The sequence below is a fragment of the Anisomitus miae (SeqCode) genome (genome assembly GCF_054906395.1).
Genome location: NZ_JBRACL010000005.1, coordinates 31,767 through 49,249, shown reverse-complemented (window position 1 = coordinate 49,249; position 17,483 = coordinate 31,767). Strand labels below are relative to the sequence as shown.

The following is a 17,483-nucleotide window of genomic DNA, read 5'->3' as shown; positions in this document are numbered from 1 at the left end:
AGCATACATCTAATTATATCAAATTAGCCTAAATCTTTAATAACAAAATTTATATTTCTATAATTCTATCTTCACTAAGGACGAATTCATACAAACTATCTTTGAACATATCGTGTATGTTTGTTCTTATGGCTCTGGCACCTAAAGGATGATTTAAACATCTATTGACTATTGAATCGATTGTTTCATCTCTAACCTTAATACTTTTACCTATTAAACTAAAATAATTTGTTATCTCTCTTTGAATTTCTATTTCTGTAATTTTCCTAAGCTCGTATCCATTCAAAGAATTTAAAGAAACTATTAAAGGAAATCTCCCAATAAATTCACTTAAAATCCCATAATTAATTATATCTTCAATTTTTATGTATTTTCTAAGATTATCTTTCTCTAAAGAATCTCCATAAGTTCCATCCTTAAATCCAAATATCTTTCTAGAGGTCCTCTCTTTTATGTAATGTTCAATACCTGTAAAGGCACCCCCACCTATGAATAATATATTTTTCGTATCAATTTCAATAGTCTCATTATTATCATTTTGTATTCTAACAAGAGTTCCTTCAAGAATTTTTAAAAGATTTTGCTGAACTCCCTCACCAGATACATCCTTAGAATCATTACTTGATGTTCTCTTAGATATTTTATCTATTTCATCTATAAATACAATTCCACATTCTGCAAGCTTTATATTACCATCTGCTTCTTTTAATAAATTTTTTATTATATCGCTTACATTAAGTCCTACATAACCAACCTGTGTGTAAGATGTAATATCCACCTCCACAAACGGAAGTTTCACTATATCACAAAGAGTTTTTATGATAAGGGTTTTACCACTACCACTAGGACCAATCAACATAATATTTCCCTTATTTAAATCAATAAAGTTAAAATTTCTAACTCTTAAAGTGTGTCTATACATCTCAAAAGATAGTATTTTTTTAGCATACTCCTGTCCTATTACTTTCTTGTCTAACTCTCCTTTTATCACATCAGGCAAAACAATATCTACCTGTACATCTCCCAATTCATTAAAAAATAAGGAATCGCATTCATCGCATAATATTAGATCATCATTATTTGCATCCACTCTTATAGTATAAATATCTGTTTCTTTGAAACAACACATACATTTTTTCATTATTAGCTTCCTTTGCAAAATATATAAGTAAAAAACTATGTGTTATTATGTGTACATTGAATATATTTTAAACACACATCAAAACTAAATTTATAAATACAAAAGGCTCCTACATAAGTAAGAGCCTTTGAAGAAAATTTAAAATTGAAAAGTAACACAACTTTAAAATATATCATTCGCAAAATTAATTTTTTTCAATGATTGAACCCAGTCAGTCCTTAGAATTCAATAATTTATATATATTGTAAATATGAATAATGATTAAGCAAATATTCATAAGTGCTACTGGTAAAGACCTAATAATAAGTGCATATATAGCTGAAATAATGCAACCCGTAATATTTATAATCCTTAATTTCATTATCGATGACATTAACATTGAAACAACAATAAGTATGGATCCGATATATCCAAAAATTTCTATAAAAATGGAATTATCCATAATTCATTATACTACCCTTTCTTAACCATAAAAGTGTGTAATAAATATAAAACTTTATTCCCCCAATATATCATCTAAGAATAATTATCAGAAAGTATATTGTGCATTAATCAATCTTCCTCTCGATTTCCACACCCTTTAGCAATTTTTACTAACCTACTTGTTCCAATTCTATCAGCACCAACTCGTATAAATCTTTCTGCATCCTCAAAAGATGAAATTCCACCTGAAGCTTTTACCTTTACATTATTTCCAACATGTCTTTTTATTAATTCTACGTCTTCAAGAGTCGCTCCAGCTATCGAAAAACCAGTTGAGGTTTTTATATATTCAGCTCCCGAATTTGTAACAACCTCACACATTTTTATCTTCTCATCTCTTGAAAGCAAACACGCTTCAACGATTACCTTTAATATCTTTCCTCCACACACTTTACGAACTTTAATAATTTCATTTTCAACATCTAAATACTTCTTACCCTTTACATTGCCGATATTAATTACCATATCAATTTCTGCTGCACCATTTTCAATCGCATCTTCCGTCTCATATAACTTAACCTCTGTAGTGGCATATCCATTTGGAAATCCAATTACTGTGCAAATAGGTAACCGTCCTTCCACATACTTAACCGCATCTTTAACATAAGAAGGTGGTATACATGCAGATGCACACCCAAACTTTATAGCATCATCGAGAACTAAGCAAATGTCACTCCATGTAGCGGATTGGGATAATAATGTGTGGTCAACAATACTTAACACTTTATTCCTATCCATAAAACAAAATCTCCCCTTCCGAGACTATTCTACCCCAAATATCAAAACTAAAATAACAAAACTATACTCACTAAGAAAGCACTAGTTATGCTTACAAGCATTCCAGCAATCATAGCTTTAAATATAAGTCTAGAAACTGTAGGTCTTTTTTCAGGACAAAGTATACCAATTCCTCCTATACATATACCCATACTACCAACATTTGCAAAACCAGAAAGAGAAACAGTGGTAACCAAAGCGGACCTAGCATCTAATGTAGAAAATTTTCCTGCCAATTCACCAAACGCTATAAACTCATTGAGAATCAACTTACTTCCAAGCAAACTACCTTCCATTAAGATAGCATCACCTTCCAATCCCATTAAGAATCCAAAAGGTGCAAAAATATGAGAAAATATTTGAGATAAGCTCAAATTAAACATCCCTAAAATTAAATTGATTAGTGCTACTATTCCAATAAACCCTACAAGAGATGCCCCAATAGAAATAACCATCTGAATGCCTGTATTGGCTCCTTCTGATAATGCATCTATTACATTTGAGTTATTACCTTTATTATCCATCTTGACTTCGGAAATTAATTCAACCTCCTCTGTTTGAGGAAAAATAATTTTCGATAACATTATACTTCCGATAGGAACCAAGGCACTTGCAATTAACAGATAACTTAAAGGAATACCCAATGCAGCATACCCTCCAAGTATGGAAACTGACATACTTCCCATTCCTGAAACCAATATAACAAAAATCTCGCTATCAGTTAACTTTCCTATATACTTAGCAACTAAAATTGGACTATCTGTATGACCCAAAAACATATTTGCGACTGCCACAAAACTTTCAACCTCTTTGGTCCCCATTAGCTTACCAATAGCCTTACCAATCCATTTAACAATAAAACTAATTACACCAAGATAATATAAACCACCTACTAGGGCAGAAATAAATATTATGTTTCCTAAAGATTGCACAATAAATATATACATATTTATCGAACCACCTGTAAATAAATCACCGAAAACAAACTCAAGTCCCTCATTACCTGCATTAATTACCGTAGTAACAATATTAGACAAGGTATTAATTACTGCTTGACCAAGAGGAACTTTAACAATTATAAATGCTATTATTAATTCTATAGTAAGTGCTAATACAACCTTTTTCCATTTGACTGCCTTACGATCATTTGAGATCAACCAACAGATCAATAATATTAATAAAATACCAAGTATATTTAATAATATCTTCATTGTCCACATTTATATCAGCGTTATAACATAATACTGATTACTCCTTTCTTAATCTGAACCTAATCATTAATAAAATCCAACTTTATAAACGATCTAAATCAATTTTCCTAAAATAGAAGTACCTATAGTACCCTTAGGCATTTCAACTCCAAAATTCTCGGCAATTGTAGCACCAACTACCGCAAAAGTTTCAGAATCATCTAACTTCCCAAATCCCTTCATAGATGGAGAATATGCAAGAAATGGAACCTTTTCTCTTGTATGATCAGTTCCTTTGTGCGTTGGATCATTCCCATGATCTGCAGTTACTATAATTAAATCATCTTCATTTATAACATCCAAAAGTTCTCCTAATCTAGCATCAAATTTTTCAAGCTCTCTTGCATAACCTTGTACATCACGACGGTGTCCCCATAGAGCATCAAAATCCACAAGATTTACATAACAAAGCCCTCTAAAATCTCTTTTAGCGATTTCAATAGTTTGATCCATACCATGCACAGAACTCTCGGATTTATTAGATTCAGTAAGTCCCTCACCATCAAATATATCAAAAATTTTTCCAACAGAAATCACATCATACCCATTGTCCTTTAAAGCATTAAGTACAGTATTTCCATAAGGTTTTAATGCATAATCATGACGATTTGATGTTCTCTTAAATTCACCCTTCTTTCTTCCAATGTATGGTCTAGCAATAACTCTTCCTACCTTCCATTCATCTTTCATTGTTATTTCACGAGCTATTTCGCAACACCTATACAGCTCTTCAAGACCAAATGTCTCTTCGTTTCCACAAATTTGAAGTACCGAATCTGCAGATGTATAAACGATCATATGTCCTGTTTCAATCTCTTCTTCTCCTAATTCATCTAGAATTTCTGTGCCACTCGCACTCTTATTACCAATGATTACCTTTCCTGTTCTTTTCGAAAGCTCATCTAAAAGCTCCTTTGGAAATCCTGTATCTGTAAAAGTTTTAAAAGGTTTTGTAATATGGAGTCCCATCATTTCCCAGTGTCCGGTCATCGTATCTTTTCCTACGCTAGCCTCATTTAAGTATCCATAGTATCCTATCGGTGAATCTAAGGCTTCTACCTTATCTAATTTGTGCAAATTTGCTATACCAATTTTTTGGAGATTGGGAATCTTAAGTTCAGAATTGTATTGAGAAATATGACCTAAGGTATCTGATCCTTCATCTCCATAAATTTCGGCATCTGACATGGCCCCAACACCTAAAGAGTCTACCACAATTGTAAATATACGTTTGTATTGGTTCACTTACATCCTCCTCCTATTTTAAAACGTAAAGCTATAAAACCTTGTTGAATACGTTTATTTTAATATCACCCCCAACGAGTACTCTTCAGATCTTACACACATACCACAGACTATCTATGCATCATTATATATTAGATTATAAACAATATCAATACAAATACAGCACAACAAAAAAGTTATCGATACTTTAATAGTTGGTAAACTAATGAGATAATATTAAATTATCTATTTGATAACATGCAATTTAATCGAGTAATAATCTATAAAAATTACACATAAGTATGTTTACGTGACACAATAACAAATAGCCATGAGATATATAAAACACTATCTCATAGCTATTCGTTAAAATCCCTTATTCATTATTTAGTAACATTAAATACTTTAATCTTCTAACTCACTATACCCTCTCATATAAATTTCCCAAATTTGGCTCATATCTCTTAATTTTTTCAATTTCTCCCAGTGAATAAAAATAAATGAGTGTGTTTAACAGATCTTTCCCAAATTATTAAAAGTCATTTTAATAATGATGATGTTCTATTTTCAACCTTATATATTTTCATATTATCTACCTCAACAAATTTTTATCTACTAATTTGGAAATAAAGCATCTTTCAAATCTATTTTTGATTTTATTCACATCTTTCTCTGTATATGTTTCAATCAGAACTCCAAGTAATCGGTCAAAACCAAGTTCTCCTTTCAAAACTTTCTTATTAGAATACTAGCCGACATCCAAAGTAACAAATATAGATAAATACTCCTTATCGCAAATTCAACAGCTTTCATTTATCTTCATACCCCACGAATGACTGTTCCTGCATTTCCACCAAACATTTCTCCTCAACTTTACATTTATCATATCGAGTTTTAAATAGTAATTTATTCTCTAAACACTCCGAAATAAGCTCTGAATGTACTTCTGCTAAACTGTTGTTCATATGTAAACCTTAACCTCCTTGTGCTTAAAGTATGTGAAGTTTTTATATTGTAGTTTGTGAATATCCGTATAAACAGAAAAAGCCCTTTGAGGAAAGGATTTCTCCTCTCTCAAAAGGCACGTTGAAAAACTTGAATTTACCATCATGTAATGTGTTTTTTATACGTTCCAAAAGAAAATCTGCTCAGAAGCATTTCATACTCTTTCGAGTCAAAATGGTCAATATCAGATGTGAGTACAGAATAGGTTTCGCCTTCATCAATAAATTTACATCCAGTATCAAAAATTCCGTTCCTGTTATAAAAAGAAATTCTTTTTTCTCTCTGCAAAGCATTTTTCGCGGAAGAATTGATTGCTTCAACATTCAACACGATAATCTTTTCTGTATTCTGTTTCAGCCAGTCAAGTATCTTAGTACCATAGCCTTTTGATCTGATTCGGTCATTTACTGCCAGATAAAGCACAAAGACATATTTATTATCCTCAGCCGTATACAAAAACTCCGCAGAACTGCTTATCTTCATAAAAGACTCTGAAATTAACACTTTTACGAAATGCCAACACTCTCAATAGCCACATCGGTATCTGCTCATTTTGAGGAAATGCAGTTCTCATTAAGCGACAAACATCTTTGTATTCATTTAATTTTCTTGAAAAAGTTTTATCAAAAAGCATCTCTGCCTCCATCCTCACAAATTTTGGTTTGCATTTCCATTCATTTTAGAAAATGGGCAATCCCAATTGGAATTGCCCACTCCTTGTACTAATTATGCGATTTTTTTCTTGCTTGCACCGATTTCTGCATCAACTGCAAGAGTTAATGCCTATCATCATAGCTCTCGGTGAAATATTTTTGATAGCGATAAGAGTTCTTCGCAACTAGTTCTTCGGGATCATAATAAGCGTGAATACCAATTAAAATGGTTCTGTCTGTGCCTGTTTCTATCATCAAGAGTGAACTGTAACAACTTCTTTGACTTCGGGTACTGCAAACACACCTTTTAACCTTTACTGCACATAAATACGACTCGCTAAATGTACCAAAATCACTGCTTCTCCAAATAAAGACTCAATCTTTATCTTAGACAAATCAGTTTTCTCATGCTCATCCTCCACTTATTTATCATCCTTAGATTTTATCATTTTTCTTATTCACATCATTTTAAGGTCTTCATCGTAGGGAACCTAATAGTCGATAGTCCATATTAGTCCATACTGGTACTTACTGTATGAATTGTCTTGCTTTTGGCATTTCTTGACAATCCACTAAAGTCCAAATAAAAACAAAAATTTGTTATCAATTTGACGTATTTCTACTGTTTTGATGTCATGTACGTTCTAAGAAATGTCCTTTCAAGGACTTCTTCCTAAAATATATCACTGTTATTCTCCAGCGCTTTCATTGCTTCCTTTTTCTTTATCTCTGTTGCTTCAGCATATATATCCATCGTTGTCTCAATATTTGCATGTCCCATTATGCTCTGAATTACTTTCAAATTGGTTTCATTTTCGCAAAATCTAGTACAAAATGTATGCCTGATATGATGACATGAGAAATGTGGAATCAAAACGGGACGTCTGGATTCCCGTTTTGCCTTAATAATTTCTTCGGCATTGTAGGCTTCATAAATTCTTTTGATAGCAAGATTGATCACGCTTGGTTTATGAATATTTCCGTCCTTATTGCAAAAAACGAATCCACTCATGCCATCGACCACCTGAATATTAAATCCAGTCTCTTTCTGTGCTTCATACTCATCACGAAAAGCCTGCACTACTGCATCAAGCATCGGAATAATCCTTATCCCTGCTTCAGTTTTTGGAGTAGAAATGTGAAATTCACTTTTTCCGTTTTCCATAAACCTGTATATTGCAGTGTGATTGATGCTTATCGTCTTATTTGCACAGTCAATATCTTCCCAACGTAACCCTAACATCTCACCGATACGACAACCTGTACCAAAAAGTGCTGTGAACAATGGCAACCAATGAACATATACCGGACTGTTTGCAACATAATTTAGAAATGCTCTCTGTTGCTCCAGCGTAAGTGCATGACGAATACCTTTATTCTTGCCCTCTTTTTTCTTAATCTCTGCCATTACACCACTCGACGGATTATTCCGAATGATATTGTCCCGAACCGCCATTTGAAATGCCGGGTGCAAAACTGTATGGATATTATCCAAGGTATTTGCTTTTATTCCAGCTTCATTCAGCAATGAATAATAAAAGAACTTTACATCCGAATACTTTATCTCGTCAATTCTTCTTTTACCAAATGTATCTCTGACAAAATGATTATACATATACTTATAGTTTGCTCTTGTATGTTCTTTCAGGTCATACTTAGTAGATATATACCTATCAAATACATAATTAAGAGTAACTTTTCCATTGCAATATGAATCTAATCCATCTAACTGGTTGCGAATAAGGTCTTTCTCCTTTTCACGTAGCTCCAATAGATCATTTGCATAAATCACATGCCTTTTTCCGTTTGGATCTGTGTACTGGTAAATGTATCTGCCATCGTTCTTTCTCTGGCTTTCACCCTTTCTAAGAACTCTGCCTTTTGAATCTTTTCTTGATTTTGACATATTGCACCACCTTTCTAAAAGAAAGAGGTCACAAATGCCATCACTCGTCCTCAGACTTGTCTTTGTCAACCATCGTGTAAAATCCTTGAACAAGCGTCTGTGTTATGGTCAGATTATGATCATTTGCATACTCTGTTATATCCGTATGCTCATCTTTTGTGAGACGGATAAACACACCTTCACTTCTAGGATTCTCCAGTCATGGTCTCCCGGTTCTTGCCAACCGTCATCACCTACCCTTCATAACCTTAAATCCACAATACATCTTGTATATCAAAAAGTCAACTAATTTTTTGATATACAATAATTTGCAACCACTTTTCTATCATTTTTACACACGAAAAGATTCAAGATATTCCTCAAAGATAGGTACATTCACTAACGTAATACGATTGATTTTATATACCGCATGAGTTTCCTGCGCCAGCTTCATAAAGCTGTGCTTGCTCATTGAATATCTCTCAGCACCTTCATCGTATCTTATGAAGTCCTTCTTACCAACTTTCTTTTCCATAGCTCACCTCTTTCTAAGAAAATGTACTTTTTCTGTTGTTATCGTCATGGCATATTTGCCAATAAAAGAACACTTACCGTTAAATATGCTTTTATTGATAAATATAAAAATTCATACAGGTGGCAGTTCAGTCCTCTGCCCACATCGGTCTCGCACCGTCATTCTTGTTGTCCGGAATACTCCGGAAGTATCATTATTAAAAATATGTATCATTGCCTAATACAACTGCTGTATATTTTGCCAGACATTACTCGCTCCCTACCTTAGTTTCAATATAGAATCTATTTCCATATTTCATCACATGAACCTTCATATATGAAAGCAGGCTTCTCATGGCGTGTCCGCATAGTGGCTCCACATATTCCACACGTCCTGCATATATCTGAATATTCAATTATCAATGTTCAAATTAGTCAGACGCCGTCTGACCTTTTGGATAAAATACATGACCTCATCAGCCATAAAAGCACACAAGGTAAACTGTTACTTTTAACTCCTTGTGTGCTTTCTGTGAATGACGAAATCACATCACAATGTGCTAAAAGTTTTGTAAAATCTACGCATCATCTCCATCATTCTATCCTTCTTCAGTTCTACCGGAAGATTCTCAATATAATATGATATTTCTTCCATATACATCCGAAATTCCACTTCCGTCATTGGCTGATTTGAAATGAGAACATTTCTTCCAGCTCTCTGTCCGGTAATCAAGTAATCAAGACTTATATTCATTTCCTGTTTCAAAATGATGAGCTTATCTTCCGTAATCATGCTATGTCCTCGTAAGATTTTTGAGTATTGAACGGTTGATATATCAAACATGGATGCCATTCGCTCGTCAGAATAGCCTATCATGTCCTGTGCCTGTTTTAATCTAGCAGCAATTACAATCAATTCTGCTCTTGTTATCTGGTGAATCATAAGACCTCCCTTTTTGTCTCTGTGTTCATTCTATCAAATGCTTCATAACATTTCGCCGTCCTTTTTTGGTTCCGCCTGTCCTTTTTTGGACAAGGCAAAAAAATAGCTGTGCAAAATTTGCACAGCCTGTCCCTATCGTGGTCGTGGGTTCTTGTGCAACCAAATCACATCCTTTCCCGGATAACAAAAAACCACGATCAAATTCTCAATCTTCACTCTATCCCCCTATTGGGGAGTATTAAAAAAGCATCCAACTTTGCGTCAGATGCCTACCATTTAATATTCTATTCCGATTGTGTATTACCACCGTTATCATCCATTATCCTCCATGTAAAAAATACCTAAATTAAGCGTTTCTACTCCCATTATCATTCTACTATAAAACCTGTCCTATAAATTCCTCTTGCAACATGGTTGACCTGCTAAAAATCTGCTGATACAATAAATCTGGATAAAATACAATACTTCTTTAGAAAATGCAAAACTGTTACCGGGTATCACTATGCCCTGTGGCAGTTTTTTCTTTTCCTGTTTCCCTCATCTTCCTGCATTTTTGTGACAGAAATGCCACTATGAGTTTTAGACAGGCTGCCTATGCAGCCAAAACTCGCAAATCTCCTATGGGGATTTGCACAAGAACAGCAAGCATTGGATGTGTCCGTACACATCCCCCATTTCTGCAATTTATCATCCCGGATAAACCGTCAGAAATTTGCTTGTAAGGGGATACTCCCCTTAACCCCCTTTGAAACAATAATCGCCAGATATGGCATAACAAGATCAGGAAAGGACTGACTATGGCAAATCGTAACCGCAAGCATAAAATCACGCTCTACCTGAGTGATGATGAAATGTATATTTTGAAAAATAAATCAAAACTCTCTAATCTTAGTAGTATGTCAGCGTACCTCAGGAATCTGATTATCTATGGATATGTTTATGATGTAGATTACAAATTTCTGCATGACTACTCCGTAGAACTTGCCCGTATCGAGAACCTTATAAATCAGATTGCAAAGAGAGCCAATACTACCGGAAATATATATTCGGAGGATATGAAAGAAGTAAAGGAGCTAATGGAAAAGATATGGCATACACACGAATCCATGCTATCAAAGCAACCGTTGATAAGTCGATAGCCTACATCTGCAATCCGAGCAAAACAGACGGTGAACTATATGTTTCTTCCTTCGGCTGTTCTGCCAAAACTGCTCATTTGGAATTTGCTTTTGCCAATGGGAAAAATATAAAAACTGGAGATAATCTCGCACACCATTTGATACAATCTTTTGCCCCCGGAGAGGTATCCTTTGAAGAAGCACACCAGATAGGAACCGAGCTTGCCGACAAACTCCTTGGCGGAAAATATTCTTATGTGATTGCAACTCATATTGAAAAAGATCACGTGCATAATCACATTATTTTCTGTGCAACTGATAACATAGAACATAAGAAATATAATACCTGTAAAAAGAGCTATTATAATATCAGGAAGTTCAGTGATGAACTATACAAAGAACATCAGCTTTCGACGATTGTTCCCGGTCAACAGCGTGGTAAAAAATATACTGAATGGGAAGCAGAAAAGAGTGGGAAATCATGGAAGGATAAGCTGCGTCTGGATATTGATGCGACCATAAAACTGTCAAATTCATACGAAGATTTCATCCGACTTATCAGACTGAAAGGATACGAAATCAAAGGAGAGGAAATCGGCGATTCCTTATCCTATATTTCGTTTCGTCATACTGGTGCTGAGCATTTTGTGCGTGGCAGTGATCGTTCTCTGGGACATTCCTACACAAGAGAAAGTATCAAGGAACGGATAAAAACACGAGACAAAAAACGTACAGACTATAAACAAAGGAATTATGCTACCCGTAACCTTATAGATACATCCTCAGAGAACTTCACAGATAGTCCGGGATTGCAGCATTGGGCAGATATTGAAAACTTGAAAATAGCCGCCAGTGCCTATGCGGAAGCACAGTCAATCAAAGCATTGGAACAGCAAATTGCTGAAAAGAAATCTCTTTTCAGTGTGGCACGAACAGAACTTGTTACTCTGGAGCATGAAATCAAACCTTATGCAGAACTGCTCAAATATGCAGAGCAGTACGAAGCAAATAAGCCTTATCATCTGCGTTCCCAAAAGTCAAAGAACCCAGATGAATATTTCCGAAGGCATGAAAGCGAACTACTGCTCTATGATGGTGCCAAAAATATGCTTCGAAAAGCTGGTATCAATATAAAAACCATGAATCTTGATCAGATGCGAGCTGACTTCCACGCTATGGAAAAGAAAAAGGCAGAGCTGCAAAAATCATACAGATCTGCCGAAAAAGATATTTCCGATATGGAAAAGAAAATACAAAACCTCAACCAATATCTCGGTTTACAGCCATCAGAGAAGCAACTGGAGCAAAACAAAAATCAACCGCCACATTCTCTATAATAATATAGCAAATAAAATAAAAATCCGGTGCTATCTTTTTTCTGATAACATCGGATTTCATTCTTTTTTCTGTACATCTTTCATTGCCTGCATATATGCCAAGGCTCTGTCCCTGTTATTCCTGTCAAGTGTTCTAGCTGTTTCAAGAAACACAAGATCTTCATCAGTTAATTCCTGTAACTTGTTACTGTCATCTGCAAAAAATTCAGCTAGAGAAATATGGAATCCGTCACAGATTTTCTGTATCAAATCTAACTGCGGAATAGAATGTCTGTTGAACATATTGTAAAAGGAACTTTGTTGTATTCCACTCTCCTCAACCAACTTGTAACGACTCCAGCCTCTTTGCTCACACAGTTCATCAATCCTGTCATAAACCTGATCGTACCTCATGATATACACCTCCCTTCTGGGGAACTTAGTACATCATTATTGTAGACTGCCCGGCTTATTTGCGAAATTTCTTATTTGTAGAGTAGTTTGCTACCCTATTGTAGACTATTTATATCTCAGGCGGATTCATGTACCCTTCAAATGACACTGTTGAATTGTCTATTTCAACTAATCGTTCCAGCCACCTTTTCACGGAACCATTTTCAACAAATTCCTTCAATGCACCATCGCTGAAACGCTCTGCCCTCACTGCTCCAAGAAGCAAAGCTACAACCTGTCGTCCAGTAAAATCAGACACATCGGCAGAACACATGGAACGCATATCCCACTCTATGCCTTGTTCTTCTAAGATTGCCTGATATTTATTCAACGATAATTCTGGGTGTTCTTTTTCAAATGTGTATATATTATCTTCCAACTTCGTAACCGCTTCTGCATACGCAACGAACGGAAACTGTATCGGATGTTCTTTCGATCCATCATTTTTGTGGTCTGCAATCCACTGTCCCACTGCCTTTGAATCACTTAACTCTGGCAAAAGGTTTGTTAATATCTCATACATGGCAATACCTCTACACTAATATTCGTATAATCTTCCATTTGTAAGTCCTGCTTTCCATCATCAGGACAAACATGTTTTTTCTTTCTTCTCCATAAGAAGTACATTCAAAAAAACAAATTCCCGGTGTTACTGGTCAGCTTTGCTTCATCTATGTTTATTTTAATCAATTCTCCCTGCTCTGTCTGATAGCGGCACCAAAGAGGTCTTACCTCTCCCTTTGTAGATGTAACCACACAAACTTGGCAGGAAATATCTACTATACGCTCCATCACATCACCCTTTTACACTTCTGGACGCTGTGACCAGAAGTTCTATTATTTAATCCTTAGCTGCGTAAGTACATTTTTCTCCATAGCAAGAATATCTTTCACAGCCGAACGCACAGCCTGCTCAGCATCTCTGCTTATATCTTCTGAATCCGATACGTCATACCATTTGGTTGTAAATATTCTCTTATATGTAAAATCAGATTTTCGCTTATCATTTGGCTTTAATATGTCTGTTAAATTCTGCATTTTCTCCATAACTTTGTCAGGAACATTTCTTCCAGCAAGCTCAAATATTCCGTAAAATCTATCTCCACGAACATTAAACCAGTAGGAATAAACATTAGTTGATCCCCATGAACTAATAGGCTCGTCTAATAACGGAATGTAACTATCCATATTTTCCGTCCTGAAATTATACCCCCAATCAGAATCATATATAATCATTCCTTCATCAGCAAGGCTCCTCAAGGTTTCCTTAATGGAATCTGAAACCTGTGTTTTTCCATCTGTTCTGTTATCAAATATAAGGTCTAATGCCTTTTTATGCTTATTGTAAATTTTGTTACAAATATCAATCAACGCCTGATCCTGCACAATATCTCTCCTAACAATCTCAATATAATTTCTGACCATCAAATCAACATCCGGCTGTAATTCCATTCTACTGGAAATATCTTCAAGAACGTCTATCACATCATCATAAGTCAAGACATCCCAGTTTTCGACATCACTCGGATTTTCTCCGTCCGGTATAAGAAATAGATACAACCGCTTATAAGTGGGATATTCTTTTTCCAATATCTCACGATAGCGATTTAATTGGTTGCTATGTTCATGAGAACCTACCTTGTTTTCGATTGCAATTACAATCTTTTCCTCGGATGAAGCAAGCAAAATATCAATATTTCTCCATTCCCGCAGTACAGAAAAGCTATATAAATCCATAAGCAGAATTTTGAATACATCGTATCTGCTTTCTGTATCCTTTTCAACAAGTCGCTGCAAAATGCCTTTCAGAAAAGCGTCACCAAAATTATGATTTTCATTTGGATTCAATAGCCAGCCAAGCATGTTGCTATGGCGTATCTCTGTCCTTGATATTTTCAAAACATCAAACAGATTGAATTTGCCAGTCCAAGGTAACAATTCATCTAAGCAGCTTATTTCTAAGAGGAAATTCTGCAATGCTTCCTCGTCTGTTAATTCCTTTTTTCCCTTAATCCACCTTTCAACTTCTGGACGCTATGACCAGAAGTACATTTTTTTCGGTTCAAAATATCAATTTCACTATTCCCAATAATACAGCCAGACCAATTATAACTAATCCCAAACCTTTCATAGAACTTATAAAATCAGAATTTCCATGATTATCCTGTATATCATCTTCATTCAACATTTCTTCAATTACAAAATCATTTTTATCAATTTTCCCATCATGGTTATAATCTCTCATAGACACAACACCCCAGACACTTATTTACGGTTTTTATATTCTGGCTTCATTTTTTCTATGTAATGTTTCTTTTCTATTCTATCGTTATCTGCCACATTTTCATCTAATTCTATGAGCTTGTTCACTCTCATGTGCCGATTATTGTGACTATCTTTTTTACTTGCAGTATTCCATGGCTGCTTACCAGTGCCATTATACACCTCATATATATTACCGTTTTTATTGAGATAAAGAACAATCAAATAACCACTGTCTTAAATTCCATGAACCAAAACGAAAACTTCACTGCTCCTGCGCTATATTCTCGTCTATTCATTTTTTCGCACCTTTCCAATATTATTTCTCGTTCTCTGCCGGAAGTACATCCAAGATGTCATCCATCGTACAATCAAGTACTCGACATATTCTGACCAGAACATCCAAGGATACGTTTTCATCCTTTGCCATAGTACTTGTTCCAATCCCTGCCAGCTCGCAAATGTCTTTTTTTCTTCATTTTGCGGTCAATCAGTATCTTAAAAAACTTGTTATATGATACGTCCATCTATTTCTCCTTTGCGAATCCTACAATAAATCCACATAACAGAAATATTATACCATAGCCGTCTTTCAATTACTATGAGAAATCGTAATTTTTTTTGGAAAGTAGCAAATATTATATCTTTATGCCATTACCACTAAAAATGCTCTGTATTGAAAATTTAAGTTCTTTTAACATAAGCACCTCCACGCATAAAAAATAGGAACCATTCAAGGGACTATCCCTATCATGGTTCCTATTATAAACTCTATGGTGTCCTATAAACACCCCTTGCAGATTATTCAGACTGTTCAGACTGTTCGTCTATAATCTCCAGTGAATACAAATATGGCAAACCACCACAGCTATCACCAGAATCACTTGCTTCCAGTTCTATCCCCTGCTTTTCCAGTAAATCTAAAACTACAAAATGAACATCGAATAAATCAACTCCCATGTACATGCGGCTTTCCCATATATCATCCTTTTTATCTGGGAATATTTTCCCCATAATACATCGTCTCTGAATCTGCGAAGTGTCCATACCTCCGGACAATCATAGCTGCCATATACACAAGTAGCAATATAACAGCCATTCTTTTTTCCGCTGTTACGGCTTTTCTCATATTTATTCGCAGTGTCAAATGCGATTAAATCATCTATAAATTCCCCATCATCTTCATATAATCCCATATGGCAACTCCCTTCCCTTCATTATTTGTTATAAAAATCATGCAACGCATCTATTTCCTGTTTCATACGCTCTACTACATTTTCAGGTGCTAATATCTTTACACCAGTTCCGAGTACAAACACCCATCCGAAGAACTGACTGCTGATTGCAACATTCACATTTACTATGAAATGTTCTTCATCCGCCGGAGATATAATAATATCTTTTCCAAATCGGTCTATCACAACACCTACCAGATCATTAGAGAACTGCATACGCACATTTACTTCTTCCCCTCCGAACATCCCAAAGTTCTTTTTTGCATAGGAGGCAAGGTTAAACTGTTTGAAATACTCTCTGCCCTCTCTTTTTTCTTCCATTATCAACAATTTCCGCATTTTATCGACACGATAATGCTTGATTTTCTCTGCCTGTGCATCATATTCGACCAGATAATAATTTTCATCATCCCATGTCAATGCCCATGGACTGATTTTATAAAACTATCCGTTATGACGCATTTCCATTTTCTTCTTGGTATTCCATTGGAAATATTGAAACTGTATCATCCGATTGTTGGCGATTGCTGAATGTATCGCATCCACATTGTAGTAAATACACTCATTCATAGTCTTGATACGTCCGGTAACCACCACTTGTCGCTGAAGCTTTGATGCTTCATATCCGCTTGCAAAGCTCTATAATTTTCGAATCAGTTCATGTGATTTTTTCACTGTAATAAACTTAGATGATTGGATTGCATCTACCAACAATTCCAGTTCAGCCAGCTCAAATTTTTTCTTTCCTACATGATAATAATAGCTCCTGCCACGCTGTTCTCCGAGAATGTCTATCCCAATATCACGCAGCACATTAAAATCATCATACAGACTTTTCCTGTCTGCGGTAATCTCATACTGCTCCAGTGCATTTTTTATATCCTGCAAAGTCATTGCGTGTTCATCATCGGTATTGTTTACCATGATTTTTGCAAGATAATACAGCTTTAACTTCTGATTAGTCCCCTTTGGCACATATCTCGCCCCCTTATGATAAAAACTTGACTAAATTTTACCACATTTGTATCATATAGGGAATATTATAGGGTAGGTTTATCTTTTACGAACAACTCCCATCCTGCCTGCAAACTTCATAGAATTTGCAGAATAGGCAACAATGCTTACAAAACTTTTTATCTCCAATCGACTTCCACATCCAATAATATAATCTGTGCATCATATTTTCATCCTTTCCTTTCCTCTTTCTGCTTTCATTATAGATTTC

At 35.1% G+C, this 17,483-nt stretch carries 24 protein-coding genes and 1 pseudogene; 2 read left to right on the top strand and 23 right to left on the bottom strand.

Translation table 11 applies throughout. From position 1 onward, the window contains the following. Window positions 1-49 precede the first annotated feature (49 nt). The 12 genes from AALI31_RS02060 to AALI31_RS02005 all read right to left on the bottom strand — a co-directional run bounded on the left by AALI31_RS02060 (window position 50) and on the right by AALI31_RS02005 (window position 10,061). A complete protein-coding gene (locus AALI31_RS02060; RefSeq protein ID WP_489884866.1) occupies window positions 50-1,141 on the bottom strand; it encodes an AAA family ATPase in 1,092 nt (363 codons plus the stop codon). Window positions 1,142-1,352: 211 nt separating this feature from the next. Continuing rightward, the gene (locus tag AALI31_RS02055; RefSeq protein ID WP_489884865.1) at window positions 1,353-1,583 is read right to left on the bottom strand and encodes a YgjV family protein; all 231 of its coding nucleotides are present in this window, start codon (window positions 1,581-1,583) and stop codon (window positions 1,353-1,355) included. Window positions 1,584-1,693: 110 nt separating this feature from the next. Beyond that, on the bottom strand, window positions 1,694-2,362 hold the full coding sequence (deoC, locus tag AALI31_RS02050; RefSeq protein ID WP_489884864.1) for a deoxyribose-phosphate aldolase: 669 nt from the start codon (window positions 2,360-2,362) through the stop codon (window positions 1,694-1,696). 47 nt (window positions 2,363-2,409) lie between these two features. Beyond that, window positions 2,410-3,612, bottom strand: a complete 1,203-nt coding sequence (locus AALI31_RS02045; protein ID WP_489884863.1) for a NupC/NupG family nucleoside CNT transporter — start codon at window positions 3,610-3,612, stop codon at window positions 2,410-2,412. 93 nt (window positions 3,613-3,705) lie between these two features. Continuing rightward, on the bottom strand, window positions 3,706-4,896 hold the full coding sequence (locus AALI31_RS02040; RefSeq protein ID WP_489884862.1) for a phosphopentomutase: 1,191 nt from the start codon (window positions 4,894-4,896) through the stop codon (window positions 3,706-3,708). A gap of 778 nt (window positions 4,897-5,674) precedes the next feature. Then, window positions 5,675-5,761: a hypothetical protein gene (locus AALI31_RS02035; protein WP_489884973.1), complete on the bottom strand. Its 87-nt coding sequence runs from the start codon at window positions 5,759-5,761 to the stop codon at window positions 5,675-5,677. 221 nt (window positions 5,762-5,982) lie between these two features. Beyond that, a complete protein-coding gene (locus AALI31_RS02030; RefSeq protein ID WP_489884861.1) occupies window positions 5,983-6,384 on the bottom strand; it encodes an N-acetyltransferase in 402 nt (133 codons plus the stop codon). Window positions 6,385-7,206: 822 nt separating this feature from the next. Continuing rightward, window positions 7,207-8,508 (bottom strand): tyrosine-type recombinase/integrase, encoded by a 1,302-nt coding sequence (locus AALI31_RS02025; protein ID WP_489884860.1) that lies wholly within the window; start codon window positions 8,506-8,508, stop codon window positions 7,207-7,209. Beyond that, a complete protein-coding gene (locus AALI31_RS02020; protein WP_489884859.1) occupies window positions 8,480-8,614 on the bottom strand; it encodes a hypothetical protein in 135 nt (44 codons plus the stop codon). The genes AALI31_RS02025 and AALI31_RS02020 overlap by 29 nt, the downstream gene beginning before the upstream one ends. A 156-nt stretch (window positions 8,615-8,770) precedes the next feature. Continuing rightward, window positions 8,771-8,953 carry a DUF6462 family protein gene (locus AALI31_RS02015; protein ID WP_489884858.1) on the bottom strand — a complete coding sequence of 61 codons (183 nt, stop codon included), beginning with the start codon at window positions 8,951-8,953 and terminating at the stop codon, window positions 8,771-8,773. A gap of 528 nt (window positions 8,954-9,481) precedes the next feature. Then, entirely contained in the window at window positions 9,482-9,874 is a 393-nt protein-coding gene (locus tag AALI31_RS02010) for a helix-turn-helix domain-containing protein (protein WP_308452329.1), read from the bottom strand. A gap of 25 nt (window positions 9,875-9,899) precedes the next feature. Continuing rightward, window positions 9,900-10,061: a hypothetical protein gene (locus AALI31_RS02005; RefSeq protein WP_489884857.1), complete on the bottom strand. Its 162-nt coding sequence runs from the start codon at window positions 10,059-10,061 to the stop codon at window positions 9,900-9,902. A gap of 610 nt (window positions 10,062-10,671) precedes the next feature. Here AALI31_RS02005 and AALI31_RS02000 point away from each other — a divergent pair. Beyond that, window positions 10,672-11,013 (top strand): plasmid mobilization protein, encoded by a 342-nt coding sequence (locus AALI31_RS02000; protein ID WP_489884856.1) that lies wholly within the window; start codon window positions 10,672-10,674, stop codon window positions 11,011-11,013. Next, window positions 10,962-12,329, top strand: a complete 1,368-nt coding sequence (locus AALI31_RS01995; protein ID WP_489884855.1) for a relaxase/mobilization nuclease domain-containing protein — start codon at window positions 10,962-10,964, stop codon at window positions 12,327-12,329. Before AALI31_RS02000 ends, AALI31_RS01995 begins: the two co-directional genes overlap by 52 nt. A 57-nt stretch (window positions 12,330-12,386) precedes the next feature. Here the strand turns inward: AALI31_RS01995 and AALI31_RS01990 are convergent, their stop codons facing one another. The 11 genes and pseudogenes from AALI31_RS01990 to AALI31_RS01940 form a co-directional block, all read right to left on the bottom strand. After that, complete coding sequence (locus tag AALI31_RS01990; RefSeq protein WP_489884854.1) at window positions 12,387-12,722, bottom strand: helix-turn-helix domain-containing protein; 336 nt, start codon at window positions 12,720-12,722, stop codon at window positions 12,387-12,389. Window positions 12,723-12,831: 109 nt separating this feature from the next. Beyond that, complete coding sequence (locus AALI31_RS01985) at window positions 12,832-13,260, bottom strand: DUF6508 domain-containing protein (RefSeq protein WP_489884853.1); 429 nt, start codon at window positions 13,258-13,260, stop codon at window positions 12,832-12,834. Between the two features lie 128 nt (window positions 13,261-13,388). Continuing rightward, window positions 13,389-13,553 (bottom strand): hypothetical protein, encoded by a 165-nt coding sequence (locus tag AALI31_RS01980; protein WP_489884852.1) that lies wholly within the window; start codon window positions 13,551-13,553, stop codon window positions 13,389-13,391. Window positions 13,554-13,598: 45 nt separating this feature from the next. Further along, window positions 13,599-14,738: a PDDEXK-like family protein gene (locus AALI31_RS01975; protein ID WP_489884851.1), complete on the bottom strand. Its 1,140-nt coding sequence runs from the start codon at window positions 14,736-14,738 to the stop codon at window positions 13,599-13,601. Between the two features lie 85 nt (window positions 14,739-14,823). Further along, complete coding sequence (locus AALI31_RS01970) at window positions 14,824-15,006, bottom strand: hypothetical protein (RefSeq protein WP_489884850.1); 183 nt, start codon at window positions 15,004-15,006, stop codon at window positions 14,824-14,826. A gap of 20 nt (window positions 15,007-15,026) precedes the next feature. Next, the gene (locus tag AALI31_RS01965) at window positions 15,027-15,248 is read right to left on the bottom strand and encodes a DUF6998 domain-containing protein (RefSeq protein WP_489884849.1); all 222 of its coding nucleotides are present in this window, start codon (window positions 15,246-15,248) and stop codon (window positions 15,027-15,029) included. 94 nt (window positions 15,249-15,342) lie between these two features. Continuing rightward, window positions 15,343-15,453: a helix-turn-helix domain-containing protein gene (locus AALI31_RS01960; RefSeq protein ID WP_489884848.1), complete on the bottom strand. Its 111-nt coding sequence runs from the start codon at window positions 15,451-15,453 to the stop codon at window positions 15,343-15,345. Window positions 15,454-15,824: 371 nt separating this feature from the next. Further along, window positions 15,825-16,082, bottom strand: a complete 258-nt coding sequence (locus AALI31_RS01955; RefSeq protein WP_489884847.1) for a hypothetical protein — start codon at window positions 16,080-16,082, stop codon at window positions 15,825-15,827. Window positions 16,083-16,240: 158 nt separating this feature from the next. Next, a complete protein-coding gene (locus tag AALI31_RS01950) occupies window positions 16,241-16,597 on the bottom strand; it encodes a helix-turn-helix transcriptional regulator (RefSeq protein ID WP_489884846.1) in 357 nt (118 codons plus the stop codon). Then, window positions 16,598-16,693 (bottom strand): annotated as a pseudogene (locus AALI31_RS01945) (WYL domain-containing protein); the annotation flags it as partial. 204 nt (window positions 16,694-16,897) lie between these two features. Further along, window positions 16,898-17,233 (bottom strand): hypothetical protein, encoded by a 336-nt coding sequence (locus tag AALI31_RS01940; protein ID WP_489884845.1) that lies wholly within the window; start codon window positions 17,231-17,233, stop codon window positions 16,898-16,900. Window positions 17,234-17,483: the final 250 nt, after the last annotated feature.

Excerpts from the sequence above, each read along its gene's own strand:
- AALI31_RS02060 (WP_489884866.1), bottom strand. The coding sequence starts at position 1,141 with ATGAAAAAATGTATGTGTTGTTTCAAAGAAACAGATATTTATACTATA.
- AALI31_RS02055 (WP_489884865.1), bottom strand. The coding sequence starts at position 1,583 with ATGGATAATTCCATTTTTATAGAAATTTTTGGATATATCGGATCCATA.
- deoC (WP_489884864.1), bottom strand. The coding sequence starts at position 2,362 with ATGGATAGGAATAAAGTGTTAAGTATTGTTGACCACACATTATTATCC.
- AALI31_RS02045 (WP_489884863.1), bottom strand. The coding sequence starts at position 3,612 with ATGAAGATATTATTAAATATACTTGGTATTTTATTAATATTATTGATC.
- AALI31_RS02035 (WP_489884973.1), bottom strand. The coding sequence starts at position 5,761 with ATGATAAATGTAAAGTTGAGGAGAAATGTTTGGTGGAAATGCAGGAAC.
- AALI31_RS02015 (WP_489884858.1), bottom strand. The coding sequence starts at position 8,953 with ATGGAAAAGAAAGTTGGTAAGAAGGACTTCATAAGATACGATGAAGGT.
- AALI31_RS02010 (WP_308452329.1), bottom strand. The coding sequence starts at position 9,874 with ATGATTCACCAGATAACAAGAGCAGAATTGATTGTAATTGCTGCTAGA.
- AALI31_RS02000 (WP_489884856.1), top strand. The coding sequence starts at position 10,672 with ATGGCAAATCGTAACCGCAAGCATAAAATCACGCTCTACCTGAGTGAT.
- AALI31_RS01995 (WP_489884855.1), top strand. The coding sequence starts at position 10,962 with ATGGCATACACACGAATCCATGCTATCAAAGCAACCGTTGATAAGTCG.
- AALI31_RS01990 (WP_489884854.1), bottom strand. The coding sequence starts at position 12,722 with ATGAGGTACGATCAGGTTTATGACAGGATTGATGAACTGTGTGAGCAA.
- AALI31_RS01980 (WP_489884852.1), bottom strand. The coding sequence starts at position 13,553 with ATGGAGCGTATAGTAGATATTTCCTGCCAAGTTTGTGTGGTTACATCT.
- AALI31_RS01970 (WP_489884850.1), bottom strand. The coding sequence starts at position 15,006 with ATGAGAGATTATAACCATGATGGGAAAATTGATAAAAATGATTTTGTA.
- AALI31_RS01960 (WP_489884848.1), bottom strand. The coding sequence starts at position 15,453 with ATGGCAAAGGATGAAAACGTATCCTTGGATGTTCTGGTCAGAATATGT.
- AALI31_RS01950 (WP_489884846.1), bottom strand. The coding sequence starts at position 16,597 with ATGCGGAAATTGTTGATAATGGAAGAAAAAAGAGAGGGCAGAGAGTAT.